Source organism: Blastococcus sp. TML/M2B (assembly GCF_016612865.1).
Classification (GTDB): domain Bacteria; phylum Actinomycetota; class Actinomycetes; order Mycobacteriales; family Geodermatophilaceae; genus Blastococcus.
The window spans coordinates 248,792-273,828 of sequence record NZ_JAENZZ010000001.1; the positions used below are offsets into that span (position 1 = coordinate 248,792).

Here is a 25,037-nt window from a genome sequence, read left to right on the forward strand (position 1 = left end):
CAGTTGGGTTCTGCCCGCGGTGGTGGGCAGAACCCAACTGTGCGCGGAGCGCATGCGTGACGCTCGACCTCGACGCGGCCATGGGCCGGGCTCTCGAGCTCGCGGCCGCCGCGCAGGAGTGGGGCGACACCCCGATCGGGGCCGTCGTCCTGGGGCCGGACGGCGTGGTGCTGGCCGAGGCGGCCAACGAGCGGGAGAAGACCGGCGACCCGACGGCGCACGCGGAGGTGCTGGCGCTGCGGGCGGCCGCGCGGGTGCACGGCGACGGCTGGCGGCTGACCGGCTGCACGCTCGTGGTCACCCTCGAGCCCTGCACGATGTGCGCCGGCGCCAGCGTGCTCTCCCGCGTCGACCGCGTGGTCTACGCCGCCGACGACCCCAAGGCGGGCGCGGCAGGGTCGCTCTGGGACGTCGTCCGGGACCGGCGGCTCAACCACCGGCCGGTGGTCACCGCGGGCATCCGGGCCGAGGAGTCCGCCACGCTGCTACGTGCGTTCTTCCGCGCGCAGAGGGGCCTGTAGTCTCTTCGGCGGTGGCGTGTCCGAGCGGCCGAAGGAGCACGCCTCGAAAGCGTGTGAGGTTCACAGCCTCCGTGGGTTCAAATCCCACCGCCACCGCAGTCCGACGGCGGCGTCTCCTCACGGGGGCGCCGCCGTCGCCGCTTTCCGGGGCCGGTCGGGGCCGGGCCGGGGCCGCTCGGGGCCGATGACGCCCTACCGGGCCTCGTCCCGGTCCAGCAGCAGCCGGCCGTCCGCGCCGGCCACGAAGCGCAGCTCGTGCTGCTCGGTCTCGCGGGAGCCGTCGGGCCGCACGTAGGTGATGTCGACCGTCGCGCGGTCGTCGCCGTCGGCCTGCACGTCGCTGATCTGCACGGCCGAGAAGTCGTCCCAGAAGCCGGCGAACCGCTCCAGCGGGAACTCCTCCTGGAACGACGGGCTGGTGAGCCGGTGCGCCGCCGCCAGGTCGCCGGGGACGAGGGCGAAGAAGGCCCGCGTCGCCGCGGCCGGGTCGCCCGCGGTGGGCGCCCCCTCGTCGGCGGGCTGGTCGCCGCCGCCGGCGGCGCCTCCGGTCGTGCCGTCGCCGTCCGCCGATCCGGTGGACGGCGCCTCGGAGGACGGCGCCTCGGAGGACGGCGCGGCCGAGGACGTCGCCTCGGAGGACGGCGCGGCGGACGACGACGGCGTGCTTCCCGCCTGCGGGTCGCCGTCGTCGCCGTCCGGGCGGAGGAGCAGGAAGCCGACCAGCCCGACGATCACCAGGGCGACCAGCGCGGCGGCGAGCCACGCGGCCCGGCGGCCGCGGCGGGCAGGGGCCGGTGTGACCCGGGGCCGGGCGGCCGCGGGGGCAGCCGCGGCCGGGGCAGCCGCGGCCGGGGGAGGCGTGGCGGGGGCGGGCTCGGCGGTCGCGTCGTCCGCACCGGCGGCCGCTGCGACGGGGAGGACCTCGGTGCGCGGCCGACCGCCGGCCGGGCGCAGGTCGGTGCGCGCCAGCAGCACCGTCGTGGTGTCGCCGCTGCGGCCGGCGGCCAGCCGGGCGAGCTCGTCACGCACCTCGGCCATGGTGGGCCGCTCGGCGGGATCGGCCGCGAGCATGCGGGTGAGGGGACCGGAGAGCGAGCCGGCCCGTACCGGCGGCCGGATCGAGCCGCCGGCCACCTTGTGCAGCATCGCCAGCGCGTTGTCCTCCATGCCGAAGGGCGGGCTGGCCCTCCAGGCAGGTGTACAGCGTCGCGCCCAGCGAGAAGACGTCGCTGGCCTCGCCCATCTCGGCGCCCTGCGCGACCTCGGGGGCCAGGAAGGCCGGCGTCCCGGTGATCTGGCCGGTCTGGGTGAGCGTGACGTCGCCGTGGGCGTGCGAGATCCCGAAGTCGGTGATCTTGACCAGGCCCTCGATCCGCTCGCCCCGGCCGATGAGGACGTTCGCCGGCTTCACGTCGCGGTGCACGATGCCGGCGGCGTGCGTGGCGGCGAGCGCGTCGGCGACCTGGGCGCCGATCTGCGCCACCTGGTCCACCCGCAGCACGCCGTCGGCGCTGACCACCTCGGCGAGGCTGCGCGAGGGCAGGTACTCCATGACCAGCCACGGGACCTCGCCCTCCTGGGCGACGTCGTACACCGAGATCGCGTGCGGGTGGCTCAGCCGGGCGGCGATCCGGCCCTCGCGCAGGGCGCGCTGCCGCTGCTGCTCGGCCAGCACCGGGTCGCTCTCGGAGACGAGCACCTGCTTGACCGCGACCTGCCGGCCCAGCAGTTCGTCGAGGGCCAGCCAGACCGCGCCCATGCCGCCGCCGCCGATCTGCGACTGCAGCCGGTAGCGCCCGGCGACCAGCCGGCCGGGCGTGGTGAGGGATGTGGACATGGGGGTGTCGGGGTCGACCGCGTGGTCAGGCGCCCGTGGGCTCCCCGTACCGGCGCACGTACTCGTCGCGGGCCCCCGCGGGGAGGGCGTCGAAGAGGGCGCCGAGCTCGGCGTGCACCGCCGGGTCGAGGTCGTCGAAGATCTGCGCCCACGTCGGGGGCTCGTCGTAGCTGCGGGTCACCAGCAGCTCCCAGGCCTGCGACTGGCGGTCGCGCTTCTGCCGGTCGGCGACGAAGTCCGACAGGTAGGAGTCCTTGGCCGCGGCCTTCTCCGCGGCGGTCGCGCCCTCCGGCAGGGCGGCGGCGTCGCCGCCCTTGAGGACGCCGACGATCGCCTCGACGACGTCGGGCCGCACCTGCGTGTCCTCGCTCATGTCCGTCTCCTCCTCCGGTCGCCGCGCGGCGCGTTCTCCGGGGCCACCCGATCGTTGCGTGCGGGGATGCCCGCAGGTCGCGACACTCAACCACCCGGGCGGCCCGGGAACCGCGTCGTTCCGGGTCTGAGCCCCTAACCTGTCGCCGGCCGCCTGACCGGCCGGCGGTCCGGCGCCGGCAGCCGCGGCTCCGGGCGGGAGCGGGCATGGGCGAGATCAGGACCACCACGACACGGGCGACGCGGCCGGGCAAGGCGGTCAGCCGCCGCACCCGCATGGCGACGCCGGCCACCGGCGCGCCGGTGCGGCGCGCGTCCCGGCCGGCGCGCACGCCGACCCCCGGCCAGCGGCTGCGCTACCGGTTCGACAACGCCCTCGCCCGCGGTGCCGGCGTCGTGATCGGCTGGCTGGCGCTGCTGACCCTGGCGATCTTCGTCGTCGCCGGCCTGGCGTTCTGGGGCTTCGGGCTCGACGGTGTCAACGGCGAGGGGCCGGTGGCGAACCCCGCGGAGGGCATCTGGCAGGCGATGCTGCGCGTCGTCGACGCCGGCACGTTCGCAGGCGACAGCAGCTGGCCGATGCGGCTGCTGTCCTTCCTGGTCACCCTCGCCGGCATCTTCATCGCCGGCAGCCTGATCGGGTTGATCGCCAACGCCGTCGACCAGCGGATCGAGGGCCTGCGCAAGGGGCGCAGCCAGGTCCTCGAGTCCGGGCACACCGTCGTCCTCGGCTGGTCGCCGCGGATCGCCGCGATCGTGTCGGAGCTGGTCGTCGCCAACGCCAGCGAGCGGCGCGCGGCCGTGGTCGTCCTCGGCGCGGAGGACAAGACCGTGATGGAGGACGCGCTGGCGGCCGCCGTCGGCGACACCGGCACGACCCGGCTGGTCTGCCGCTCCGGCTCGCCGGCCTCGGTCGCGGACCTGGAGATGGTCGACGTCCTCGGTGCGCGCTCGGTGATCGTGATGAGCGCCGGGAACGGCGACGCCGACGCGATCCGCGCCGTGCTCGCCCTCAAGACGCTCGACCCGGAGTTCGCCGGCCCGCGGGTGGTCGCCGAGATCTCCGACCCCACGTACGCCGCGAGCCTCGCCGCGCTCACCGACGGGCGGGTGGTCACGGTCAACTCCGACCACGTGATCGCCGAGATCACCGCGCAGTCCTGCCGGCAGAGCGGCCTGTCGCAGGTGCTCCGCGACCTCATCGACTTCGACGGCGACGAGATCTACTTCGCCCCCTTCGACGAGCTCACCGGCCGCACCTACGCCGAGGTGCTGACCGCGTTCGACGCCTGCGCCGTCCTCGGGCTGGCCCGGGCCGACGGCCGCATCCTGCTCAACCCGCCGGCCGCGACGGTCCTCGGCGACGGCGACCAGGTCATCGCCGTCGCGGAGGACGACTCCACGTTCCGCTGCACCGGGACCACCACCTGGCCGGTGCCCGAGGCCGAGCTGCTGGCGGACGAGGTCCCGCTGCCCAAGCGGCTGCTCATCGTCGGCTGGAGCCAGCTCGGCGCGAAGGTGGTGCGCGAGTTCGACCAGTTCGCCGTCCCCGGCACCGTCGTCGACGTCGTCGTCGACCCAGCGCTGGTCGACCCGGGGGACGTGCTGGTCCAGGATCTGCAGCACACCGAGGTCCGCGTGCACCCGACCAGCGCCGGGCCCGAGGAGCTCGCCGCGCTGGTGCAGGACGGCGACTACGACCAGGGCATCGTGCTCAGCTACCGCGACGCCGTCGCGGCCGCCGACGGCGACGCCCGCACCCTGCTCACCCTGCTCGCGCTGCGGCGGGCCTGGCCGGCCGGCGGTGAGCGGGCGGTCCGGATCGTCGCCGAGGTGCTCGAGCGCGACGACGTCGAGCTGGTGCGGGCCGGCGGGGTGGACGACTGGATCGTCAGCGACGAGGTGACCAGCCTCGTGCTGGCCCAGCTCTCGGAGCGCACGGAGCTGGCCCAGGTCTTCGTGGAGCTCTTCGACCCCGAGGGTGCGCGGCTCGGGTTCCACCCGGCGCGCCGCTACGTCGGCCGGGAGCCCGTGCCCTTCGGCGCGGTCGTGGCGGCCGGGGCGTCCCGCGGGCAGTCGGTGCTCGGCTACCGCGTCGGCGCGACCGGGGAGGTGCGGCTGAACCCCGCCAAGAGCGAGGTGGTGGACCTCGGTGCGGCCGATTCGGTGCTCGTCGTCGAGAGCCGTGGCAGCGGTGCCGGGGGCGCCCGGTAGGATCGGCTCCGCAGTTGGAGGATTCGCCTAGTGGCCTATGGCGCTCGCTTGGAAAGCGGGTTGGGATAAAACCCTCGGGAGTTCGAATCTCCCATCCTCCGCAGCACCGGGCCCGCCCGTCCACCAGGACGCGGCGGGCCCGCCTGCGTCCGGGGGTGGTCGCGGCCGTGCTCTACAGTGGAGCCCGACCCCTCGTGTGGCGTCACCCTGTGAACCTCCCCAGGGCCGGAAGGCAGCAAGGATAAGCGGGCTCTGGCGGGTGCGCGGGGGGTCCTTTTCTTTCCCCGGGCCGCTCCGCGGACCGGTTCCACCCGGCTGCTCCGGGAGTGTCCCCGCCTCCGCGTAACCTGCCTCCGTGGCCCTGGCTCTGTACCGGAAGTACCGCCCGGCGACGTTCGCCGAGGTGGTCGGCCAGGAGCACGTGACCGCGCCGCTGGTGAACGCGGTCGACGGCGGCCGGATCAACCACGCCTACCTGTTCAGCGGTCCGCGCGGCTGCGGCAAGACGTCCTCGGCGCGCATCCTGGCGCGCTCGCTGAACTGCGAGCAGGGCCCGACGTCCACCCCGTGCGGGGTCTGCGCCTCCTGCGTCGCCCTGGCCCCCGACGGCCCCGGCTCGCTCGACGTCATCGAGATCGACGCGGCCAGCCACGGTGGTGTGGACGACGCCCGCGACCTGCGCGAGCGGGCCTTCTTCGCCCCGGTGAGCAGCCGGTACAAGGTCTACATCGTCGACGAGGCGCACATGGTCACCACGCAGGGCTTCAACGCCCTGCTGAAGGTGGTCGAGGAGCCGCCGGAGTTCCTCGTCTTCGTCTTCGCGACGACGGAGCCGGACAAGGTGCTGCCGACCATCCGGTCGCGCACGCACCACTACCCGTTCCGGCTCGTCCCGCCGACCACGCTGCGCGGCCTGCTGGAGAAGACCTGCGAGGCCGAGGGCGTCACCGTCGAGCCCACCGTGTTCCCGCTGGTCGTGCGCGCCGGTGGCGGTTCGGTCCGCGACTCGCTGTCCATCCTCGACCAGCTCCTGGCGGGTGCGGGGCCCGAGGGCGTGACCTACCGCAGCGCCGTCGGCCTGCTCGGGGTCACCGACGACGCGCTGCTCGACGAGACCATCGACGCCCTCGCCGCGCACGACGCCGCCGGGGTGTTCCGCGCCGTCGACCGCGTGGTCGAGGCCGGGCACGACCCGCGCCGGTTCGCCACCGACCTGCTGGACCGGCTGCGCGACCTGATCGTGCTGGACGCGGTGCCCGACGCCGGCGGCAACGGGCTGCTCGACTCCCCGTCCGACCGGGTGGACCTCATGAGCGCTCAGGCGCAGGCGCTGGGCTCCGCGACGCTGTCGCGCATGGCCGACACCGTGCACGAGGGCCTCACCGAGATGCGGGGGACGACGGCGCCGCGGCTGCTGCTCGAGCTGGTCTGCGCCCGCATGCTGCTGCCCGGCACCGACGGCTCGGCCGTGGCCACCCTGCAGCGGCTCGAGCGCCTCGAGCGGCGGATGTCGATCGCCGGCGAGCACGCCGGCCGGGTGGGCGGGGGAGCGGTAGCCGCGCCCGAGCCCGCGCGGGCCGCCGAGTCCCGCCCGGCACCGGCTCGCGCGCCCGAGCCCACCCGGGCGCCCGAGCCCACCAGGGCACCCGAGCCCGCCCGCGCGGCCGAGCCGGTCCGCGAGCAGCCGGCCGCCGCGCCGGCGTACGTCCGCCCGTCGCAGCGCCGCGAGGCCGCCGCCCAGCCGCCCGCCGCCCAGCAGCCGGCCGCCCGACCGCCCGCGGCCGCGGCCACCGACGACTGGCCGGAGACGGTGCAGCCCGGCTCGGCCCGCCGCTCCGCACCCGCCGCGGCGGCCCCGGCTGCGACGCCGGCCCCGCCGTCCCCGGCCCCGTCGTCCCCGGCGCCCGCCGCCGAGCGCGCGCCCGAGCCGAGCCGTCCGCGGGTGGCCGCTGGCGAGCCCGACATCCCGCTGCCCCCCGAGCCCACCGACGACGAGGACTGGCCGCACCCGGCCCGGCCCGAGGCCGTCCGCGCCGCCGCCGAGCGGGTGGAGGAGCCCCGGTCGGAGACCGCGCCGCGTCCCGCCGCCGAGTCCTCACCGGTGCCGCGCGGCGGCGAGCCGACCCCCGTGGTGTCGGCGAACCCGCCGGAGTCCGACGGCACGCTGAACACCAGCGACGTCCGGCGGGTGTGGCCCGAGCTGCTCAAGGTCGTCCGCGGGCACAAGCGCACCACCGAGGCGCTGCTCAAGAGCGCCCAGGTGCACGACCTCGCCAACGGGGTGCTCACGCTGGCCGCGACCTCGCCGGCGCTGGCGAAGATGCTCGGCGACGACCTCAACAAGGACGTCATCCGCGCCTCGCTGCAGGAGCTGCTCGGCGTCCGCTGGAAGGTGCAGGTCGTCGTCGAGGGCGCGACGGCCGCCGGCCCGGGGGCCAGCCGCGAGGACGCCCGCGCGGCGGCCCGCGCCGCGGAGGCCGCGGAGGCCCGCGAGCTCATGGCCGAGCGGGCGGCCGAGGCGTCGCTGCCCGAGGGCGAGCGCGAGCCCGCCGTCGACCCCGAGCAGGCCGCCCTCCAGCTGCTCAAGGCGCAGCTCGGCGCCCGCCCGATCGACTCCTGAGCCCGGTCGCCCCGCCGACACCAGCCGTCCCGGCCGAGCCGCTCCCGGTCGTATCCGCGGCCTACTCTCGGAGCATGTTCCCCGGAGGTGGCCAGCCCGACCTGGCGCAGCTGATGAAGCAGGCGCAGCAGATGCAGCAGCAGCTGGTCGCCGCGCAGGAGGAACTCGCGTCGCGCGAGGTGACCGGCACCGCCGGCGGCGGTCTCGTCTCGGCCACCATGACCGGCGCCGGCGAGCTGACCGCGCTCACCATCGACCCGTCGGCGGTCGACCCGGCCGACGTCGAGACGCTGCAGGACCTCGTCGTCGCCGCCGTCCGCGACGCCAAGCGCGCCGTCGACGAGCTGGCCGCCGACGCGATGGGCCCGCTGGCCGGTGGGCTCGGCGGCCCCGGCGGCGGGCTGGGCCTGCCCGGCTTCTGACCGCCCGACCCGGGCAGCGCGCCTGACCGGTTGCCCCTCCAGATCGCCCAGGGAACGAGGAACACCGTGTACGAGGGTGCCGTCCAGGACCTCATCGACGAGCTCGGCCGCCTCCCCGGCGTCGGGCCCAAGAGCGCGCAGCGGATCGCCTTCCACCTGCTGGCGTCGGAGTCCGCCGACGTCGGCCGGCTGGTGGCCGCGCTCACCCGCGTGCAGGCCGAGGTCCGCTTCTGCGTCACCTGCTACAACGTCGCCGAGGCCGAGCAGTGCCGCATCTGCCGCGACCCGCGCCGCTCCGAGGACGTCATCTGCGTCGTCGAGGAGCCCAAGGACGTCGTCGCCATCGAGCGCACCCGCGAGTTCCGCGGCCGCTACCACGTGCTCGGCGGAGCGATCAGCCCGATCGACGGCGTCGGCCCCGACGACCTGCGGGTCAAGGAGCTCATGACCAGGCTGATGAACAGCGGCGTCACCGAGCTGATCATCGCCACCGACCCGAACCTGGAGGGCGAGGCGACCGCGGCCTACCTGGCCCGGCTCGTCGGCCCGCTCGGCCTGACGGTGAGCCGGCTGGCCAGCGGGCTGCCGGTCGGCGGCGACCTGGAGTACGCCGACGAGGTCACCCTCGGCCGCGCTTTCGAGGGCCGCCGCACCATCACCGCCTGACCGCACCGCACAGGGACTTTCGGTACCGAAAGTCCGGGGAGGTGGGGGACTTTCGGTACCGAAAGTCCCGAGGGGGTGTCCGGGGAGGACAACGGCACGGGTCGGGGGTGGCTCACATCCGGGAGGGGTGAGGGGTCGCTCACATCCGGCACGGTCCGTGGTCGGAAACCGCCGGGACGGGGGAGACTCGACCCGTGGTGGGAGGTGGGGTGCTGACGCGTCGGCGTGCCATCGACCTCATGCGCACGGCCAGCCGCCTGTAGCTGCGGCTCGTCCGCGCCTGCCCGGGATCCCCGCGCCGGCGCCCCGTCCCGTGCCGCACCGCCGAGCCCCCACCGAGGCCTCCCCGTGATCGAACTGACCGACGTCCGCAAGGTCTTCCCCGCCCGCCGCGGGGCGGCCGCGGTGACCGCCGTCGACGGCATCTCGCTGTCGGTCGCCGACGGCGAGTTCGCCGGCGTCGTCGGCCCCAGCGGCTCGGGCAAGAGCACGCTGGCCCGGATGGTCAACCTGCTCGAGCGGCCGACCTCGGGCCGGGTCGTCGTCGACGGGCAGGTGCTCACCGACCTCGACGGCGACGGCGTCCGGCAGGCCCGGCGCACCGTCGGCATGGTCTTCCAGCACTTCAACCTGCTCGACTCGCGCACCGCCGCGGGCAACGTCGAGCACCCCCTCGAGCTCGCCGGGGTCGGCAAGGCCGAGCGCCGCCGCCGGGTCGCCGACCTGCTCGACCTCGTCGGCCTGGGCGACCGGCACGGCTCCCGGCCGGCCCAGCTCTCCGGCGGCCAGAAGCAGCGCGTCGCCATCGCCCGGGCGCTCGCGGCGCGACCGAAGGTGCTGCTCTGCGACGAGGCGACCAGCGCGCTGGACCCGGCCAGCACCGCCGGCGTCCTCGACCTGCTCCGCCAGGTGCGCGCGGAGCTGGGGCTCACCGTCCTGCTCATCACCCACGAGATGGCCGTCGTCCGCGCCGTCTGCGACAGCGCCGTGCTGCTGGACGCCGGCCGCGTCGTCGACGGCGGACCCCTCGCCGAGGTGCTCACCCGGCCGCACTCCGCGCTGGCCGCCCAGCTGCTGCCCGCCCCGGCCGCCGCCGGCGCCGCCGGCGACCTCGTGCGGATCACCGTCACCGAGGCCGCACCCGAGGGCCGGGTGCTGCGCACCCTGGCCGGCGAGCTCGGGCTGGACGTCGAGATCGTCGGCGGGTCGGTGGAGACCGTCGCCGGCCGGCGGTTCGGCCGCCTCCTGCTCGCGGTCACCGGGGACGACGGCCGGCTGGACCCCGCGCTGGAGCGGCTCCGCGACGGCGGCTCGCTGGTGGAGCGCGCCGTGCCCTGCGACCAGCCGCCGCCCGTCGACCTGACCGGGCCCGGGCCCGAACCCGCCCCCGGCGCCGGCGCCCCCGCGCTGACCCGCCTCCTCGACTCCCCGGACGTGCAGCGGTGAACGACTGGTCCCGCATCGCCCCGCAGCTGGCCGAGGCCACCTGGGACACCCTCTACATGGTCGGCGTCTCCACGCTGCTCACCGTGCTCGTCGGGGTGCCGCTCGGCGTGCTGCTCACGATCACCGCGCCCGGCGCGCTCTCCCCGCGGCCGGTGCTCCACCGGGTGCTGGGCCTGGTGGTCAACCTGGGCCGCTCGCTGCCGTTCATCATCCTGCTGGTGCTGGTCGCCCCGGTGACCCGCGGCATCGTCGGCACCACGATCGGCTCCACCGCGACGATCGTGCCGCTCACCATCGGCGCGGTCCCGTTCCTGGCCCGCCTGGTGGAGACCAGCCTGCGCGAGGTGAGCCCCGGCAAGGTCGAGGCGACGCTGTCCATGGGCGCCCGCCGGCGCGACGTCGTCCGCACGGTGCTGCTGCCCGAGGCGCTGCCCTCGCTGGTCGCCGGCGTCACCGTCACCGTCGTCGCGCTGATCAGCTACTCCGCGATGGCCGGTGCGATCGGCGGCGGCGGGCTCGGCGACTTCGCCATCCGCTACGGCTACCAGCAGTTCCGCACCGACATCACCGTGACCACCGTCGTCCTGCTGCTGGTGCTGGTCCAGCTCCTGCAGTGGGCCGGCGACCGGTGGGCCCGGCGTCTCGCGCACGTCTGAGCCCACGCACCGCCCCACGAGCAAGGAGATCCACCATGTCCCGCCCCCGTAGGTCCGTCCTGGCCGCCGTCGCGGCCGCCGCCGTGCTCGGCCTGTCCGCGTGCGGGGGTGACGCGGAGCTCTCCGGCGCCGACGAGCCGCTGCGCGTCGGCGCCTCGCCGGTGCCGCACGCCGAGATCCTGAACTTCATCGCCGACGAGCTCGCCGACGACGCCGGTCTGGAGCTGGAGATCGTCGAGTTCACCGACTACGTGCAGCCCAATGTCGCCCTCGACGACGGCTCGCTGGACGCCAACTTCTTCCAGACCGTGCCGTACCTGGAGGAGCAGGAGAAGAACGCCGGCTACGACTTCACCGCCCTCGACCCGGTGCACATCGAGCCGCTGGGCCTGTACTCCGAGTCGATCGACGACGTCGCCGCCCTGCCCGACGGCGCGACGATCGCCATCCCGAACGACCCGACCAACGCCGGCCGCGCGCTGCGGCTGCTCGAGGCCAACGACCTGCTCACGCTGGCCGACACCGGGGACGACGCCCCGACGGCGCTCGACGTCGACCAGAACCCGAAGAACCTCGAGATCACCGAGGTCGAGGCCGCGCAGCTGCCCCGCTCGCTGGCCGACGTCGACGCCGCGGTCATCAACGGCAACTACGCCATCGACGCCGACCTGAACCCGGCCGAGGACGCGCTCGTGCTGGAGGAGGGCGAGGGCAACCCGAACGCCAACCTGCTCGTCGTGCGCACCGGCGACGAGGGCGACGAGCGGATCACGAAGCTGGAGGAGCTGCTGCACTCCGACGAGGTCCGCACCTTCATCGAGGAGACCTACTCCGGCGCGGTCCTGCCCGCGTTCTGATGACATCCGGTGAGCCCGGGCACACGGACGAGGACGTCCGCGTGTCCGGGCTCACTGCTGCAGTCACGACGTCATAACGGTGTCGGGACGGGATTCCTTGCGGCCGCACCGGCGTGTTAGACCTGCTTCATCCACTGACCTGTGGTGGCCCGCAGCCGCGCCCGGTGCGCCGCGCGGGTCGCATTTTGATGAAGACGAGGTATCGGATGATCTCCGGATCGAGCAGCCGTCGGCGCATGGTCGCCACGGCGGGCGTCGCGGTGACCGCTCTCCTGCTGAGCGCCTGCGGCGGCGACGACGACGGTGGCAACGGCGGTTCCGGTGGCGGCTCCGGCAGCGGCGGCGCCCTGACCATCGGCACCACCGACAAGATCACCTTCCTCGACCCGGCCGGTTCCTACGACAACGGCTCGTTCGCGGTCATGAACCAGATCTACCCGTTCCTGCTGAACACCCCGTACGGCAGCCCGGACGTCGAGCCCGACATCGCCGAGTCGGCGGAGTTCACCTCCCCGACCCAGTACACGGTCACCCTGAAGCCGGGCCTGAAGTGGGCCAACGGCAACGACCTGACCAGCTCCGACGTCAAGTTCACCTTCGACCGCCAGCTGGCGATCGCGGACGAGAACGGCCCGTCCTCGCTGCTCTACAACCTCGACAGCGTCGAGACCCCGGACGACACCACGGTCGTGTTCAACCTGAAGACCGAGAACGACCAGGTCTTCCCGCAGATCCTCTCCAGCCCGGCCGGCCCGATCGTGGACGAGGACGTCTTCTCGGCCGACGAGATCACCCCGGACCAGGAGATCGTCGACGGCGAGGCCTTCCACGGTCAGTACGTCATCACGAACTACGACCAGAACAACCTGATCTCCTACGAGGCCTACCCCGACTACCAGGGTGTGCTGGGCGAGGCGAAGACCGAGAAGGTCAACGTCAAGTACTACGCCGAGGCCTCGAACCTCAAGCTGGACATCCAGCAGGGCAACATCGACGTCGCGTGGCGCAGCCTGACCGCCACGGACATCGACGACCTGCGTGGCAACGACGACGTCAAGGTCGTCGACGGCCCCGGCGGCGAGATCCGCTACATCGTGTTCAACTTCAACACCCAGCCGTTCGGCGCCACCACGCCGGAGGTCGACCCGGCCAAGGCGCTGGCCGTCCGCCAGGCCGCCGCCGACCTGCTCGACCGCGAGGAGATCGCCGAGCAGGTCTACAAGGGCACCTACACGCCGCTGTACTCCCACGTCCCCGAGGGCCTGACCGGCGCGATCGAGCCGCTCCTGGAGAAGTACGGCGACAACGAGGGCGGCCCCGACGCCGCCGCGGCGAAGGCCCGCCTCGAGGCGGCCGGCGTCACCACCCCGGTCGAGCTGAACCTGCAGTACTCGAACGACCACTACGGCCCGTCCTCGGCCGACGAGTACGCGCTGATCAAGGACCAGCTCGAGGCGGACGGCCTGTTCACGGTCAACCTGCAGACCACCGAGTGGACCCAGTACTCGGAGCAGCGCACCGCGGACGCCTACCCGGCCTACCAGCTCGGCTGGTTCCCGGACTACTCCGACGCCGACAACTACCTGACGCCGTTCTTCCTGCTGGAGAACTTCCTCAGCAACCACTACGAGAACCAGCAGGTCAACGACCTGATCCTGCAGCAGGCGACGACGGCCGACCCCGCCGAGCGCCAGGGCCTGCTCGAGCAGATCCAGGACCTGGTCGCCGACGACCTGTCCACGCTGCCCTACCTGCAGGGCGCCCAGGTCGCCGTCGTCGGTTCCGACGTCGAGGGCGCGGAGGACACGCTCGATGCGTCCTTCAAGTTCCGCTACGGCGCCCTGAGCAAGGGCTGATCCCACCAGCTGGGAGACTGTAGGCACCACGGCCCCGGGTGACCCGCCGCGAGCGGGTCACCCGGGGTCTGCCGTGTGAGGGCCCGAAAGAACCGAGTGGGAGAGATGACCACCACCACGACCGAGCTGACCGGGGGCGGAGCCGCCCCCGAGGCCGCGCCCACCGCGGCTCGTCAGCGCCGCAGCGGGGGGCTGGGCAGCTACCTGCTCGTCCGCTTCCTGCTGATCTTCCCGACGATCTTCATCCTCGTGACGACGGTCTTCGTCCTCATGCGCCTGACCGGTGACCCGATCACCGCCGCGCAGGGCGGCCGGCTCCCGGCCGAGGAGCTCGCCCGGCGGATCGCCGAGGCCGGCTACGACCGGCCGATCCTCGTCCAGTACTGGGAGTACCTCGGCCAGCTCGCCCGCGGCGACTTCGGGACGGCGATCAGCGACGGCCGCGAGATCAGCGACATGCTGACCACGTTCGGCGCCGCCACCCTCGAGCTCGCCTTCTACGCGCTGATCGTGGCGTTCGCCGTCGGCATCCCGCTCGGCCGGCTCGCCGCCTACCTGCGCGACCGCTGGCCCGACGCGCTGCTGCGCGTGTTCGCGATCCTCTGCTACGCCACCCCGGTCTTCTTCGCGGGCCTGCTGCTCAAGCTGGTCTTCGCGGTCAACCTCGGCTGGCTCCCGGTCGCGGGGCGCGCCTCCACCGGCGCGGAGATCCAGCTCCAGTCCCTGGAGAACCCCACCGGCATCTACCTGATCGACGCGATCAAGCTCGGCGACGGCGAGGTCCTCCGGGACGTGCTGGAGCACGCCGTCCTCCCGGCCATCGCGCTGGGCCTGCTCACCGCCGGGGTCTTCCTCCGGCTGGTGCGCACCAACGTCATCGGCACCCTGGGCAGCGGCTACGTGGAGGCGGCACGCTCCCGCGGGGTCAGCGAGCGCCGGCTGCTGCGCAAGCACGCCTACCGGCCCGCGCTCATCCCGATCGTCACCGTGATCGGCCTGCAGATCGCGCTGCTGCTCGGCGGCGCGGTGCTCACCGAGACCACCTTCGAGTGGAAGGGCCTGGGCTTCCAGCTGGTCGAGTACCTGCAGGCCCGCGACTTCGTCGCCGTCCAGGGCATCGTGGTCCTGGCCGCGGTCATCGTGGCGCTGGTCAACTTCGTCGTCGACGTCATCGCCGCGCTCATCGACCCCCGGGTGAGGTACTGAGATGGCCACCAGCACGAACGCCGAGCCCGCCGACGCCCCCGCCGCCGGCCGCCGGCCCCGCGGGTGGCGCGGCCTGCCGGTCGTCCACCAGCTCCGCCAGAGCGTCGGCCTGCAGCGCGGCATGCTCGTCGCCGGACTGGTCCTGACCGGCATCTTCCTGATCACCGCGATCTTCGCGCCGCTGCTGGCGCCCTACGAGTTCAACCAGCTGCGCGACCCCAGCGGCCCGTTCGGCGCCCAGCAGGAGCCGTCGTCGGCGCACTGGCTGGGCACCACGGTCGGTGGGTACGACGTGCTCTCCCGCGTCATCTGGGGCACGCGGACGGCGCTGTACGTGATCGTCGCCGCCGTCCTCATGTCGATCGTGATCGGCGTGCTGCTCGGGCTGATCGCCGGCTACTTCGGCGGCTGGCTGGACCGCGTGCTCGTCGTCGTCGCGGACGCGATCTACGCCTTCCCGTCGCTGCTGCTGGCGATCGTCGTGGGCATCGTGCTCAACGGGGGCGAGTCCAGCCTCAAGGGCGGCATCATGGCCGCGGCCCTCTCCATCACCGTGATCTTCGTGCCGCAATACCTCCGGGTGGTGCGCGCGGAGACGGTGCGGATCAAGGCCGAGGCCTACGTCGAGTCCGCCCGCGTCATCGGCGCCTCGCACTGGCGGATCATGTCGCGGCACGTCTTCCGCAACGCCACGCGCACGCTGCCGCTGATCCTCACCCTCAACGCGTCCGAGGCGATCCTGACGCTGGCCGGCCTGGGCTTCCTCGGCTTCGGCATCGAGCCCACGGCCGCCGCCGAGTGGGGCTACGACCTGCAGAAGTCGCTGTCCGACGTCACCAGCGGCATCTGGTGGACCTCGCTGTTCCCCGGCCTGGCGATCGTGCTCGTCGTCCTGGGGCTGACCCTGGTCGGCGAGAGCCTCAACGACCTGGCCGACCCGCGGCTGCGCACCCGCCGCCGCGGCCCGACGACGGCGGCCGACGTCGCGGAGACCTCGGTCGTGCCCGGCGCCATCGCCGCCGGACGACCTGTACGTGGACGAGAAGGGTGCCGAGCTGTGACGACCACACCCGCGCGCGACGTCGTCGAGATCGAGAAGCTGTCGGTCACGTTCGCCACGGACGCAGGCGACGTCGCCGCCGTCCGCGACGTCAGCCTGACCGTGGGCGCCGGCGAGGTGCTGGCGATCGTGGGGGAGAGCGGCAGCGGCAAGACCGTCACCGCGCGGAGCATCCTCGGGCTGCTGCCCGAGACCGCGCTCACCCGCGGCGCGATCGTGCTCACCAGCAAGGACGGCAGCAGCAGTGCCGACGTCGTCGCGCTGTCCCGCCGCGACCTGGGCGACGTGCGCGGCCGGGACGCCGCCATGGTGTTCCAGGAGCCCTCCACCGCGCTGAACCCGGTGTTCCCGGTCGGCTGGCAGATCGCCGAGGGCCTGCGCGCCCACGGCGACTACAGCAAGAAGGAGGCGCGGGCCAAGGCGATCGACGTCCTGCGCCGCGTCGGCATCCCGGACCCCGAGACGCGGGTCGACCACTACCCGCACCAGTTCTCCGGCGGGCAGAAGCAGCGCATCGTCATCGCCCAGGCGCTGGCGCTGGACCCCGGCGTGATCATCGCCGACGAGCCGACCACCGCCCTCGACGTGACCGTGCAGGCCGAGATCCTCGACCTGCTGCGCCGCTGCCGCGACGAGTTCGGCACCGCGATCGTGCTGATCACGCACAACATGGGCGTGGTCGCGGACCTCGCGGACCGGGTCGCGGTCATGTACCACGGCCGGATCGTCGAGCAGGCCGACGTCCGGACGCTGTTCACCGCGCCGAAGGACGACTACACCCGCCAACTGCTGGGCTCCGTGCCGCGGCTGGGCGAGGGACGCGCCCGCACGGCCGACCGGGCCGCCGCCCGGCCCGCCGGCTGGCAGGAGGCGGCGCCGGTGGTGGAGGCCCGCGACCTGCGGATCGTCTACCCCGGCCGGCTGCGCCAGCCCGACTTCGTCGCGGTGGACGGGGTCAGCTTCGCGATCCGCCCGGGCGAGGTGCTGGGGCTGGTCGGCGAGAGCGGCAGCGGCAAGACCACGATCGGCCGGGCGATCGCCGGGCTGACCAAGGTCACCGGCGGCTCGCTCACCGTGCACGGCACCGAGATGAACGGGCTCAAGGAGCGGGCGTTCCGGCCGCTGCGCGAGCGGATCGGGTTCGTCTTCCAGGACCCGGCGTCCAGCTTCAACCCGCTGCTGACGATCGCCGACGCCGTCGCCGAGCCGCTCGTCGTGCACAAGCGGGCGAAGAACCCGCAGGCGGCGCGCGGCCGGGTCGACGAGCTGCTCGAGGCGGTGCAGCTGCCGAAGAGCTTCGGCGACCGCTTCCCGCACGAGCTCTCCGGCGGTCAGCGGCAGCGCGCGAGCCTGGCCCGTGCGCTGGCCCTGGACCCCGAGTTGCTGATCGCCGACGAGCCCACCTCGGCGCTGGACGTGTCGGTGCAGGCGCGGGTGCTCGAGCTGTTCGACGAGCTGCAGCGCGAGCTGGGCTTCGCCTGCCTGTTCATCAGCCACGACCTCGCCGTCGTCGACCTGCTGGCCGACCGCATCGCGGTGCTCTACAAGGGCGAGCTGGTCGAGGAGGGCACCGGCGAGCAGGTGCTCGGCGCTCCGCAGCACCCGTACACGCAGCGGTTGCTGGCCTCGCTGCCCGTGCCCGATCCCGACGAGCAGGCCCGCCGCCGCGCCGAGTGGGACCGCCTCCGCTGACCGACGGGAGGGCGGGCTACTCGAGGACGACGTCGGTGCCGGAGCGGGTGGCGCGGCGGACGCGCAGCCGGGCCAGCGAGCCGAGCAGCCGCACCAGCTGGGTGTAGCCCGGGGTCGGGCCGTGGTAGCCGAGGAAGCCGCGCGGCCCCTCGACCATCTCGCCCGTGCGCACGTCGTAGCGGCTCTGGTGCCAGGGGCAGACCAGGCAGCCGTCGGCGTCCAGCGAGCCCTCCGACAGGTCGGCCAGCTGGTGCCGGCAGCGGCGGGAGACGGCGAAGTGGCGGTCCGCGCCGTCGGGTTCGGGGCCGCGGTTGCCCACGGCCCAGTCGCCGACACGGCGGACGGTGCCCGGGGGCAGCTCGGTGGCGGGGATCCGGTCGTCGTCCGGCACGGGGTCTCCTCGGGTGGTCGGGACGTCGAGCCCCCCTACCCGCAGGGCGGCCGCCGGACCCCCACCTCCTCGGTACTGTCGTCTCCCGCACCGATTCGCTCCAGGAGGTGGCCGTGCGCCGGCTGTTCGTGGTTCTCGGCGCATCCGCCGTGCTCGGCCTGGCCGCGTCCCCGGCCCTCGCGCAGGAGCCGTTCCGCCTCGAGGACCAGATCGTCGACGAGGCCGGGGTGCTGGGGGACGAGTCGGAGATCGAGGCCGCGCTCGACGAGCTGCAGTCCGAGGACGGCACGCAGCTGTTCGTCGTCTTCGTGGACTCGTTCGACGGCGTGGACTCGCAGGACTGGATGCTGTCGACCGGCGAGCTCTCCGGGCTGGGCGGCGGGGACGCGATGCTGGCCGTGGCGGTCGACGACGGCGCCTACGGGTTCATCCCGCCGAACGGCTCGGACATGAGCAACGAGGAGATCGACCGGCTGGCCGGGCAGGCCGTGGAGCCGGAGTTCGCCGACGGCGACTGGGAGGCCGGTGTCGTCGCGTTCGCCGACATCCTGCGCACCGGCAAGGCGCCCGGCTCCGGATCGGGCGGTGGGGGTGCCCTGCTGGTGGTCGGCGGGGTCGCGGTCGTCGGCGGCGGCGCCTACCTGGTCGCGCGGAACCGCCGCAAGAAGCAGCGGGCGGCACTGCCGCCGGTCGCGCGGATCGAGCAGGTCGACCCCCACGCCGGCGAGCCGACGGAGAAGCTGCAGTTCCGGGCCAGCACCGCGCTGCTCGAGCTGGACGAGGCGATGCAGACCTCCCAGCTCGACCTCGACTACGCCCGCGCGCAGTACGGGCCGCAGGCGGTGGAGGGTTTCGACAAGGCCCTGGCCGCCTCCCGCGACGAGCTCTCCCGGGCGTTCACGCTGCGCCAGCAGCTGGACGACGACGTCCCGGAGGACGAGCCGACCACCCGGAAGATGCTCGGCGAGATGCTGCAGCTGACCCAGGCGGCGGGCGCACGCCTGGACGAGCAGGCCGCGGCGTTCGCGGCGCTGCGCGACCTCGAGCACACCGCGCCGCAGGTGCTGGACGCGCTCGCGCCGCGGATCGCCGAGCTGCACGCCCGGATCCCGCAGGAGGAGGAGCGGCTCGGCGCGCTGCGGCAGGGGTTCGCCGACACCGCCACGGCCCCGGTCGCGGACAACGTGACCGAGGCCCGCGCCCGGCTGGCCGCGGCCGAGCAGGAGGTGCAGGAGGCCCGGACGGCGCTCGCCTCGCCCGAGCCCGGCACCGCCGTCGGCGACATCCGCGCGGCCGAGGACGCGGTGGCGCAGACGACCACGCTGCTGAACGCCGTCGGCCGGCTCGGCGCCGACCTGGAGGCCGCCGGGGGCCGCGTCGCCGCGGTGCGCGCCGAGACGGAGAAGGATCTCGCCGAGGCCCGGGCGCTCACCGCGTCCGGGGACCGCAGCGGCCTGCGCCCGCAGATCTCCCGCGCCGAGGCGGCCCTGGCCGCGGCCGACGAGCTGCTCGCCGGGGAGCGGCCCGACCCGCTGGCCGCGCTCCGGCAGCTGGAGGAGGCCGACATCGCGCTGGACCAGGGGCTCACCGTGGCCCGCGACGCCGAGGCCCAGGCGCGCCGGGCGGCCGGCGCGCTGGAGCAGGCGGTGCTGACCGCCCGGGCCGAGATCGCGTCCGCGCGCGACTTCATCGCCACCCGCCGCGGCGCGGTCGGCGCCGAGGCGCGCACCCGGCTGGCCGAGGCGCAGCGGCACCTCGACGCCGCGGTGGACCGCGGGCGCGACGAGCCGGTGGCCGCGCTGCAGGAGGCCCACCAGGCGACCTCGCTGGCGCGGTCGGCCCTGTCGCGGGCGCAGGACGACCTGCAGGGCTGGGGCGGCGGCCCCGGCGGCTTCGGTGGCGGGTACGGGCCGGGGTACCGCCGCGGCGGGGTGGACCTCGGCAGCCTGGTGCTCGGCGGCATCCTCGCCGGCGGCTCCCGCGGCGGGTTCGGCGGTGGCTTCGGCGGCGGCGGTGGCTTCGGGGGAGGCGGCGGCTTCGGCGGCGGTGGCGGAGGGGGCGGCGGCTTCGGCGGTGGCGGGGGCGGCGGCGGCCGGTTCTGATCCGCAATCCCGTGCAAGCGCACCGGATTGGTGTGCTTTGCTGGGATCTCGCCGTCCCGACGCTCGCGAGGTCCTCATGCAGTTCCACTGGTTCCTGCCCACGCGCGGCGACGGGCACGACGCGGCTCCGGCGACGACGGTCACCGGCACCTCCCGGACGGCGCTGCGCCGGCCGGCCACGCTGCGCTACCTCGGCGACGTCGCCCGCGCCGCCGAGCAGTCCGGCTTCACCGGCGTGCTCACCCCGGTCGGCGCCGGCTGCCCCGATCCGTGGATCGTCTGCTCCTCGCTGGCCGCGCTGACCGACCGGCTGGAGTTCCTGGTCGCGCTGCGGCCGGGGTTCGCGCTGCCCACGCTGGTCGCGCAGCAGGCGGCGACCTTCCAGGAGCTCAGCGGCAACCGGCTGCGGATCAACGTCGTCACCGGCGGTGACCCGGTCGAGCAGCGGGCCTACGGCGACTTCCTGGACCACGACGCGCGCTACGCCCGCACCGGGGAGTTCCTGGAGGTCTTCCGCCGCAGCTTCGAGGGCCGGCCGTTCGACTTCGCCGGGGAGCACGTGCGCGTCGAGGGCGCCGGCCTGGCCGCGCCCGCGCCGATGCCGCGGATCTACCTGGGCGGGGCCTCCGGGCCGGCCGAGGACGTCACGGCGCGACTGGTCGACACCTACCTGACCTGGGGCGAGCCGCCCGCGCTGGTCGGCGAGCGGGTGGAGCGGGTGCGCGAGAAGGCCGCGGCCGCGGGCCGGGAGGTCCGGTTCGGCATCCGGCTGCACGTGCTGAGCAGGGACACCGCCGAGGAGGCCTGGGGCGTCGCCGACCGCATGCTGGCCGGGATGGCGCCCGAGGCGATCGCGGCCACGCAGGCCCGGTTCGCCCGGATGGACTCCGTGGGGCAGGCGCGCATGGCGGCGCTGCACGGCGGCACCGCGGCCGACGGGGCGCGCTCGCTGGAGGTCGCACCCAACCTGTGGGCCGGCATCGGGCTGGTGCGCGAGGGTGCGGCCACCGCGCTCGTGGGCAGCCACGAGCAGGTCGCGGAGCGGATCTCGGAGTACGCCGGCCTCGGCTTCGACGAGTTCATCCTCTCCGGCTACCCGCACCTCGAGGAGGCCTGGCGGGTGGGCGAGGAGGTGCTCCCGCTGCTGGGCGCGCAGGCCCTCGCCGCCTGAAGACGACGGGCCGCCGTTCTGTCGGACCCCGGTGGCATCGTGACCTGCCTCACACCCGAGGGAGGAACGAGATGCCCACACGAGACACCGCCTGGCCCGCCGGCACCCCCTGCTGGATCGACTACGGCGCGGCCGACCCGGACGCCGCCAAGTCCTTCTACGCCGAGCTCATGGGCTGGGTGTGGACCGGCGGCGAACCCGAGTACGGCGGCTACGCGAACGCGGAGAAGGACGGCCGGCAGGTCGCCGGCCTCGGCCCGCTCACCGAGGGGGACCCGCCGTCGTGGACGACGTACTTCGCGACGGAGGACGCCGCGGCCACGGCGGCGCGCATCCGCGAGGCCGGGGGCGCCGTGGTCGTGGAGCCGATGGAGATCGGGCCGGTCGGCACGATGGTCATGGCGCGGGACCCGCAGGGGAACGCGTTCGGCCTCTGGCAGGCCGGTGAGCACACCGGCGTCCAGCGCTTCAACGAGCCCGGCTCGCTGGTCTGGAACGAGGCCGCGGTCCAGGACCCGGCCGCCGCCCAGGAGTTCTACACCGCGGTCTTCGGTTTCCGGTGGGATCCGGTGGAGGGCATGGAGTACTCGACCTTCCGCACCGCTGACCGCCCGCTGGGCGGGCTGGGGCCGGTGCAGCCGGGCCTGCCCACGGGCTGGACGGTCTGCTTCGCCGTCGCGTCCGCCGACGGCACCGTGGCCGCCGTCGAGGCCGCCGGCGGGAAGGTGCTGCACCCGGCCGAGGACAGCCAGTTCGGCCGGTTCGCGGTTCTCGAGGACCCCTGGGGCGCCGCCTTCTCGATCATGGAGGCCGCCACGGAGGAGTGACCGCCGCAGGTCCCGCCCCTCCGGAGGATGACCCGGAGGGGCGAGACCGGCGAGGAGCAGGGGGTCAGGGCTACCGGGACTCGCCCTGCACGTCGGCGTGCGGTGCGCGGCGTCCGTAGGAGGCGGGGATGGAGCCCAGCCGGCCCTTCTGGAAGTCCTCGAACGCGTCGAGGACCTCCTGCCGCGAGTTCATGACGAACGGGCCGGCCATGGCGATCGGCTCGCGGATCGGGGCGCCGCCGAGGACGACGACGTCGAGCGCCGGCGTGCGCGACTCGCCTGGGCCACCGCGCCGGTGATCGACACGGTGTCCCCGGGACCGAGCACGGCGAGCTGACCGGTGCGCACCGGGGCGCCGTCGATGCCGACGGAGCCCGCGCCGGAGAGCACGTAGACCAGGGCGTTGAAGTCCGGCCGCCAGGGCAGGTCCAGCCGCGCGCCCGGCGCCACGGTGGCGTGCACCATCGCCATCGGGGTGTAGGTCGACCCCGGGCCGGTGTGCCCACCGATGTCGCCGGCGATCACCCGGAGCAGCGCCCCGGCGTCCTGGCTGGCGAGCAGGACCGACTCCTGGGCCCGCAGGTCCTGGTAGCGCGGCTCGACCCACTTCTGCGCGCGCGGCAGGTTCACCCACAGCTGCAGGCCGTGGAAGAGCCCGCCGCTGACGACGAGCTGCTCCGGCGGGCGCTCGATGTGCAGGACGCCGCCGCCCGCGGTCATCCACTGGGTGTCCCCGTTGGTGATCGTGCCGCCGCCGCCGTGGGAGTCGGCGTGCTCGAACGTGCCGTCGATGATGTAGGTGACGGTCTCGAAGCCGCGGTGGGGGTGCCAGGAGGTGCCCTTCGGCTCCCCGGGGGCGTACTCGACCTCGCCCATCTGGTCCATGTGGATGAACGGGTCCAGGTCGCGGAGGTCGACGCCGGCGAACGCGCGGCGCACCGGGAAGCCCTCGCCCTCGAACCCCGACGGCGCCGTGGTGACCGAGCGGGTCCGGCGGCGGACGCTGCGGGGCGCGGGCAGGGGGACGCGGGGCAGCGTGGTGGTGTCCTCGACGGTCACGGCGGGCATGCCGGCCTCCTCGGTTGAGAGTTCAACTAGTGCCACCGTAACTCGTCCCGGCCGTGCTGTCTTCCCGCTCCGTGCCCGTGTTTCGGCGGTCGCCGGACCGGACACCGTGCGACGGTGCCGGACCTGCAGCTGCCCCGGCTCGGCTGCCCGAAGCGCATGGTCTTCGGCCCCTGCGGGGGGGTCCGCGGGGACGGGCGCTGCGAGGTGGCCGAGCACGAGTGCGTCTTCCTCGACGAGCCGGCGCCGCACTGGCCCGAGCGGCCGGTCGCACCGGCCGCGACCAGCGCCCTGCTCGCCGCCGCGGACACCGGTCCGGTGGTGCTCGCCGACCTCACGACGGCGCCGTTCGACGCCGGTTCCGTGCGCCGGGTGGTGGAGGTGCTGGCCCCGGTCTGCGACGCCGTGCTCGCCGGGGAGCACGCCAACCGCCCGGACGTGCCGCCCACCATGCTGGCCGCGCGGGTGCACGACGCCGGCGGCCGGCTGTGGACCACGCTGGCCTGCCGCGACCGCAACCGCGTCGTGCTGGAGCAGGAGCTGGCCGGGCTCGCGGCGCTCGGCGTCGACGGCGTCCTGTGCGTGACCGGCGACGCCCGCGGGCCGGGGGTCGCGGCCGGGGCCACCCAGGTGTTCGACCTGGACGGGCCGCGGCTGGCCGCGCTGGCCGCCGCCACCGGGCTGCCGGTCGCCGTCCCCGAGTCGCCCGAGGCGCCGCCGGTCGCCGCCCGCCCGGCGCGGGTGGCCGCCAAGCAGCGCGCCGGGGCGCAGCTGTGCGTGCTCAACCACGTCAGCAGCCCGGCGCGGGTCGCGGAGTTCGTGGCCGCCGCTCGGGCGGCCGGCGCGACGCTGCCGTTCCTCGCCGGGGTCGCCGTCTACACCGACGAGCGCTCGGCGCGGGTGCTGCAGCGCTTCCCCGGCCTGCACCTGGACGACGAGCGGGTCGAGCAGGTGCTGGCCGCGCCCGACCCGCGGGCCGCCGGGATCGCTGCGGCCGTCGAGGAGGCGCGGGCGCTGCTCGCCGTGGAGGGCGTGGTCGGGGTGAACCTGTCCGGGATGGGCTCGGGCCGGGGCGAGGACGACGGCGCGCGGATCAAGGCCGCCGTCGCGACGGAGCTGAGAGGGATGGCATGACGGAGCTCGCGAGCGAGGCGATGGAGGCGGAGTTCGACACCGTCGCCGGCTGGACCGAGGAGGCCGTGCGCGCCCTCGGGCCGGAGACCGCCATCCCGGCGGGCTGCCGGGGGAGCGGCAGCGAGGGCGCGCTGCGCTGGCTGGCCGACCGGCTGGAGCTGCGCCCGGGGAGCCGGGTGCTCGACTCCGGCGCGGGCGTCGGCGGGCCGGCCGCCTGGCTCGCCGCCGAGCGCGGCGTCCGGCCGGTGTGCGCCGAGCCGATGGTCGCGGCGGTGCGGGCGTCGCGCCGGATGTTCGGCCTGCGCTCGGTCGTGGCCCTGGGCCAGCAGCTGCCCTTCGCCGACGGCTCCTTCGACGCCGCGGAGTGCCTGGGCGTGCTGGACACCATGCCGGACAAGGCCGGTGCACTCGGCGAGCTGCGGCGGGTGCTGGTCGACGGCGCCCGGCTCGGCCTGCTCGTCTTCGTCGCCGACGGCCCCCTCACCTCCCCGGCGCCCGACGGCAACGAGTTCCCGTCCGAGGCGGAGACCCGAGAGCTGCTCGCCGCCGCCGGCTTCGAGGTCATCGACACCGCCGAGGCCGACCTCTCCGACAGCCCCGAGGAGTGGACCCGCGCCGCCGACGCCGTCGACGCCGAGGTGGCCCGCCGGCACGGTGGGGACCCGGCGTTCCGGCAGGCGGAGGAGAACTCCGGGCGGGTCGGCCGGCTGCTCGCCGACGGCGCGCTGCGCCCCTGGCTCGCCGTCGCGGTCGCCGTCTGAACCCTCCCGGCGAGATCCGCGAGATCGGCGATCTGGCGCCTTCCGGGCGTCCTATGCGGCGAGATCGGCGATCTGGCGCCTTCCGGGCGCCCTACGCGGCGAGATCGGCGATCTGGTCGCGTCGACGGGGGAGCGGGCGGCGGGTTCGCGCTGCCGAAACG

General features: G+C 74.7%; 22 protein-coding genes, 2 tRNA genes and 1 other RNA gene. 19 read left to right on the forward strand and 6 right to left on the reverse strand.

Annotated elements, in window-relative coordinates; all coding sequences use genetic code 11:
- The first annotated feature begins 56 nt into the window (after positions 1-56).
- Positions 57-521, forward strand: coding sequence for a nucleoside deaminase (locus JKP75_RS01130; RefSeq protein ID WP_309229403.1), 465 nt, complete (start codon positions 57-59; stop codon positions 519-521).
- Between the two features lie 10 nt (positions 522-531).
- Positions 532-617 (forward strand) — tRNA-Ser (locus JKP75_RS01135).
- 96 nt (positions 618-713) lie between these two features.
- On the opposite strand, the gene JKP75_RS01140 is transcribed toward JKP75_RS01135, so the two are convergent.
- Genes JKP75_RS01140 through JKP75_RS01150 form a run of 3 tightly spaced genes read right to left on the reverse strand, consistent with a single transcriptional unit; the run spans position 714 to position 2,731 of the window.
- Positions 714-1,592, reverse strand: a complete 879-nt coding sequence (locus JKP75_RS01140; protein WP_200492692.1) for a hypothetical protein — start codon at positions 1,590-1,592, stop codon at positions 714-716.
- Positions 1,543-2,358 (reverse strand): serine/threonine-protein kinase, encoded by an 816-nt coding sequence (locus JKP75_RS01145; RefSeq protein WP_200492693.1) that lies wholly within the window; start codon positions 2,356-2,358, stop codon positions 1,543-1,545. Before JKP75_RS01145 ends, JKP75_RS01140 begins: the two co-directional genes overlap by 50 nt.
- Before the next feature lie 25 nt (positions 2,359-2,383).
- On the reverse strand, positions 2,384-2,731 hold the full coding sequence (locus JKP75_RS01150; RefSeq protein WP_200489512.1) for a hypothetical protein: 348 nt from the start codon (positions 2,729-2,731) through the stop codon (positions 2,384-2,386).
- 206 nt (positions 2,732-2,937) lie between these two features.
- On the opposite strand from JKP75_RS01150, the gene JKP75_RS01155 reads away from it, so the two are divergent.
- From JKP75_RS01155 to JKP75_RS01215, 12 genes are all read left to right on the forward strand, one after another.
- Positions 2,938-4,944, forward strand: coding sequence for a hypothetical protein (locus tag JKP75_RS01155; protein WP_200489511.1), 2,007 nt, complete (start codon positions 2,938-2,940; stop codon positions 4,942-4,944).
- A gap of 16 nt (positions 4,945-4,960) precedes the next feature.
- Positions 4,961-5,045, forward strand: a tRNA-Ser gene (locus JKP75_RS01160).
- Between the two features lie 82 nt (positions 5,046-5,127).
- Positions 5,128-5,223: signal recognition particle sRNA small type (ffs, locus tag JKP75_RS01165), an RNA gene on the forward strand.
- 76 nt (positions 5,224-5,299) lie between these two features.
- Positions 5,300-7,564 (forward strand): DNA polymerase III subunit gamma and tau, encoded by a 2,265-nt coding sequence (locus JKP75_RS01170; protein ID WP_200492694.1) that lies wholly within the window; start codon positions 5,300-5,302, stop codon positions 7,562-7,564.
- 74 nt (positions 7,565-7,638) lie between these two features.
- A complete protein-coding gene (locus tag JKP75_RS01175; protein ID WP_200489509.1) occupies positions 7,639-7,986 on the forward strand; it encodes a YbaB/EbfC family nucleoid-associated protein in 348 nt (115 codons plus the stop codon).
- Positions 7,987-8,052: 66 nt separating this feature from the next.
- Positions 8,053-8,652 carry a recombination mediator RecR gene (gene recR / locus JKP75_RS01180; RefSeq protein WP_200489508.1) on the forward strand — a complete coding sequence of 200 codons (600 nt, stop codon included), beginning with the start codon at positions 8,053-8,055 and terminating at the stop codon, positions 8,650-8,652.
- Positions 8,653-9,000: 348 nt separating this feature from the next.
- Entirely contained in the window at positions 9,001-10,098 is a 1,098-nt protein-coding gene (locus JKP75_RS01185) for an ATP-binding cassette domain-containing protein (protein WP_309229404.1), read from the forward strand.
- Positions 10,095-10,754, forward strand: a complete 660-nt coding sequence (locus JKP75_RS01190; protein WP_200489507.1) for a methionine ABC transporter permease — start codon at positions 10,095-10,097, stop codon at positions 10,752-10,754. Before JKP75_RS01185 ends, JKP75_RS01190 begins: the two co-directional genes overlap by 4 nt.
- Before the next feature lie 35 nt (positions 10,755-10,789).
- Entirely contained in the window at positions 10,790-11,611 is an 822-nt protein-coding gene (locus JKP75_RS01195; RefSeq protein ID WP_200489506.1) for a MetQ/NlpA family ABC transporter substrate-binding protein, read from the forward strand.
- Between the two features lie 236 nt (positions 11,612-11,847).
- A complete protein-coding gene (locus JKP75_RS01200) occupies positions 11,848-13,467 on the forward strand; it encodes an ABC transporter substrate-binding protein (protein WP_242471168.1) in 1,620 nt (539 codons plus the stop codon).
- A 105-nt stretch (positions 13,468-13,572) separates the two neighbouring features.
- Positions 13,573-14,673, forward strand: a complete 1,101-nt coding sequence (locus JKP75_RS01205; protein WP_200489504.1) for an ABC transporter permease — start codon at positions 13,573-13,575, stop codon at positions 14,671-14,673.
- Between the two features lies 1 nt (position 14,674).
- Positions 14,675-17,425, forward strand: coding sequence for a dipeptide ABC transporter ATP-binding protein (locus tag JKP75_RS01215; protein ID WP_242472727.1), 2,751 nt, complete (start codon positions 14,675-14,677; stop codon positions 17,423-17,425).
- Between the two features lie 16 nt (positions 17,426-17,441).
- On the opposite strand, the gene JKP75_RS01220 is transcribed toward JKP75_RS01215, so the two are convergent.
- A complete protein-coding gene (locus JKP75_RS01220; RefSeq protein WP_200489500.1) occupies positions 17,442-17,816 on the reverse strand; it encodes a Rieske (2Fe-2S) protein in 375 nt (124 codons plus the stop codon).
- A 113-nt stretch (positions 17,817-17,929) separates the two neighbouring features.
- Between JKP75_RS01220 and JKP75_RS01225 the strand changes: the two genes are divergently transcribed.
- The 3 genes from JKP75_RS01225 to JKP75_RS01235 all read left to right on the forward strand — a co-directional run bounded on the left by JKP75_RS01225 (position 17,930) and on the right by JKP75_RS01235 (position 21,916).
- Positions 17,930-19,918, forward strand: a complete 1,989-nt coding sequence (locus JKP75_RS01225) for a TPM domain-containing protein (protein WP_200489499.1) — start codon at positions 17,930-17,932, stop codon at positions 19,916-19,918.
- A 76-nt stretch (positions 19,919-19,994) separates the two neighbouring features.
- Complete coding sequence (locus tag JKP75_RS01230; protein ID WP_200492695.1) at positions 19,995-21,089, forward strand: LLM class flavin-dependent oxidoreductase; 1,095 nt, start codon at positions 19,995-19,997, stop codon at positions 21,087-21,089.
- A 71-nt stretch (positions 21,090-21,160) separates the two neighbouring features.
- Positions 21,161-21,916 carry a VOC family protein gene (locus tag JKP75_RS01235; RefSeq protein WP_200489498.1) on the forward strand — a complete coding sequence of 252 codons (756 nt, stop codon included), beginning with the start codon at positions 21,161-21,163 and terminating at the stop codon, positions 21,914-21,916.
- Positions 21,917-21,986: 70 nt separating this feature from the next.
- Here JKP75_RS01235 and JKP75_RS22320 read toward each other — a convergent pair whose 3' ends face one another.
- Both JKP75_RS22320 and JKP75_RS01240 read right to left on the reverse strand, forming a co-directional pair.
- Complete coding sequence (locus JKP75_RS22320) at positions 21,987-22,127, reverse strand: pirin-like C-terminal cupin domain-containing protein (protein WP_255523230.1); 141 nt, start codon at positions 22,125-22,127, stop codon at positions 21,987-21,989.
- Positions 22,106-22,984: a pirin family protein gene (locus JKP75_RS01240; protein WP_255523231.1), complete on the reverse strand. Its 879-nt coding sequence runs from the start codon at positions 22,982-22,984 to the stop codon at positions 22,106-22,108. The genes JKP75_RS22320 and JKP75_RS01240 overlap by 22 nt, the downstream gene beginning before the upstream one ends.
- 114 nt (positions 22,985-23,098) lie before the next feature.
- On the opposite strand from JKP75_RS01240, the gene JKP75_RS01245 reads away from it, so the two are divergent.
- Both JKP75_RS01245 and JKP75_RS01250 read left to right on the forward strand, forming a co-directional pair.
- Positions 23,099-24,115, forward strand: a complete 1,017-nt coding sequence (locus JKP75_RS01245; protein WP_309229405.1) for a methylenetetrahydrofolate reductase C-terminal domain-containing protein — start codon at positions 23,099-23,101, stop codon at positions 24,113-24,115.
- On the forward strand, positions 24,112-24,876 hold the full coding sequence (locus JKP75_RS01250) for a class I SAM-dependent methyltransferase (RefSeq protein ID WP_242472729.1): 765 nt from the start codon (positions 24,112-24,114) through the stop codon (positions 24,874-24,876). Before JKP75_RS01245 ends, JKP75_RS01250 begins: the two co-directional genes overlap by 4 nt.
- The last annotated feature ends 161 nt before the right edge of the window (positions 24,877-25,037 follow it).

What these genes read in the sequence shown, in the direction of transcription:
- JKP75_RS01200 (WP_242471168.1), top strand. Translation starts at nt 11,848, where the DNA reads ATGGTCGCCACGGCGGGCGTCGCGGTGACCGCTCTCCTGCTGAGCGCC.
- JKP75_RS22320 (WP_255523230.1), bottom strand. Translation starts at nt 22,127, where the DNA reads ATGGCCGGCCCGTTCGTCATGAACTCGCGGCAGGAGGTCCTCGACGCG.
- JKP75_RS01145 (WP_200492693.1), bottom strand. Translation starts at nt 2,358, where the DNA reads ATGTCCACATCCCTCACCACGCCCGGCCGGCTGGTCGCCGGGCGCTAC.
- JKP75_RS01250 (WP_242472729.1), top strand. Translation starts at nt 24,112, where the DNA reads ATGACGGAGCTCGCGAGCGAGGCGATGGAGGCGGAGTTCGACACCGTC.
- JKP75_RS01235 (WP_200489498.1), top strand. Translation starts at nt 21,161, where the DNA reads ATGCCCACACGAGACACCGCCTGGCCCGCCGGCACCCCCTGCTGGATC.
- JKP75_RS01195 (WP_200489506.1), top strand. Translation starts at nt 10,790, where the DNA reads ATGTCCCGCCCCCGTAGGTCCGTCCTGGCCGCCGTCGCGGCCGCCGCC.
- JKP75_RS01230 (WP_200492695.1), top strand. Translation starts at nt 19,995, where the DNA reads ATGCAGTTCCACTGGTTCCTGCCCACGCGCGGCGACGGGCACGACGCG.
- JKP75_RS01175 (WP_200489509.1), top strand. Translation starts at nt 7,639, where the DNA reads ATGTTCCCCGGAGGTGGCCAGCCCGACCTGGCGCAGCTGATGAAGCAG.
- JKP75_RS01215 (WP_242472727.1), top strand. Translation starts at nt 14,675, where the DNA reads ATGGCCACCAGCACGAACGCCGAGCCCGCCGACGCCCCCGCCGCCGGC.
- JKP75_RS01155 (WP_200489511.1), top strand. Translation starts at nt 2,938, where the DNA reads ATGGGCGAGATCAGGACCACCACGACACGGGCGACGCGGCCGGGCAAG.
- JKP75_RS01240 (WP_255523231.1), bottom strand. Translation starts at nt 22,984, where the DNA reads ATGCCCGCCGTGACCGTCGAGGACACCACCACGCTGCCCCGCGTCCCC.
- JKP75_RS01140 (WP_200492692.1), bottom strand. Translation starts at nt 1,592, where the DNA reads ATGCTCGCGGCCGATCCCGCCGAGCGGCCCACCATGGCCGAGGTGCGT.
- JKP75_RS01205 (WP_200489504.1), top strand. Translation starts at nt 13,573, where the DNA reads ATGACCACCACCACGACCGAGCTGACCGGGGGCGGAGCCGCCCCCGAG.
- JKP75_RS01150 (WP_200489512.1), bottom strand. Translation starts at nt 2,731, where the DNA reads ATGAGCGAGGACACGCAGGTGCGGCCCGACGTCGTCGAGGCGATCGTC.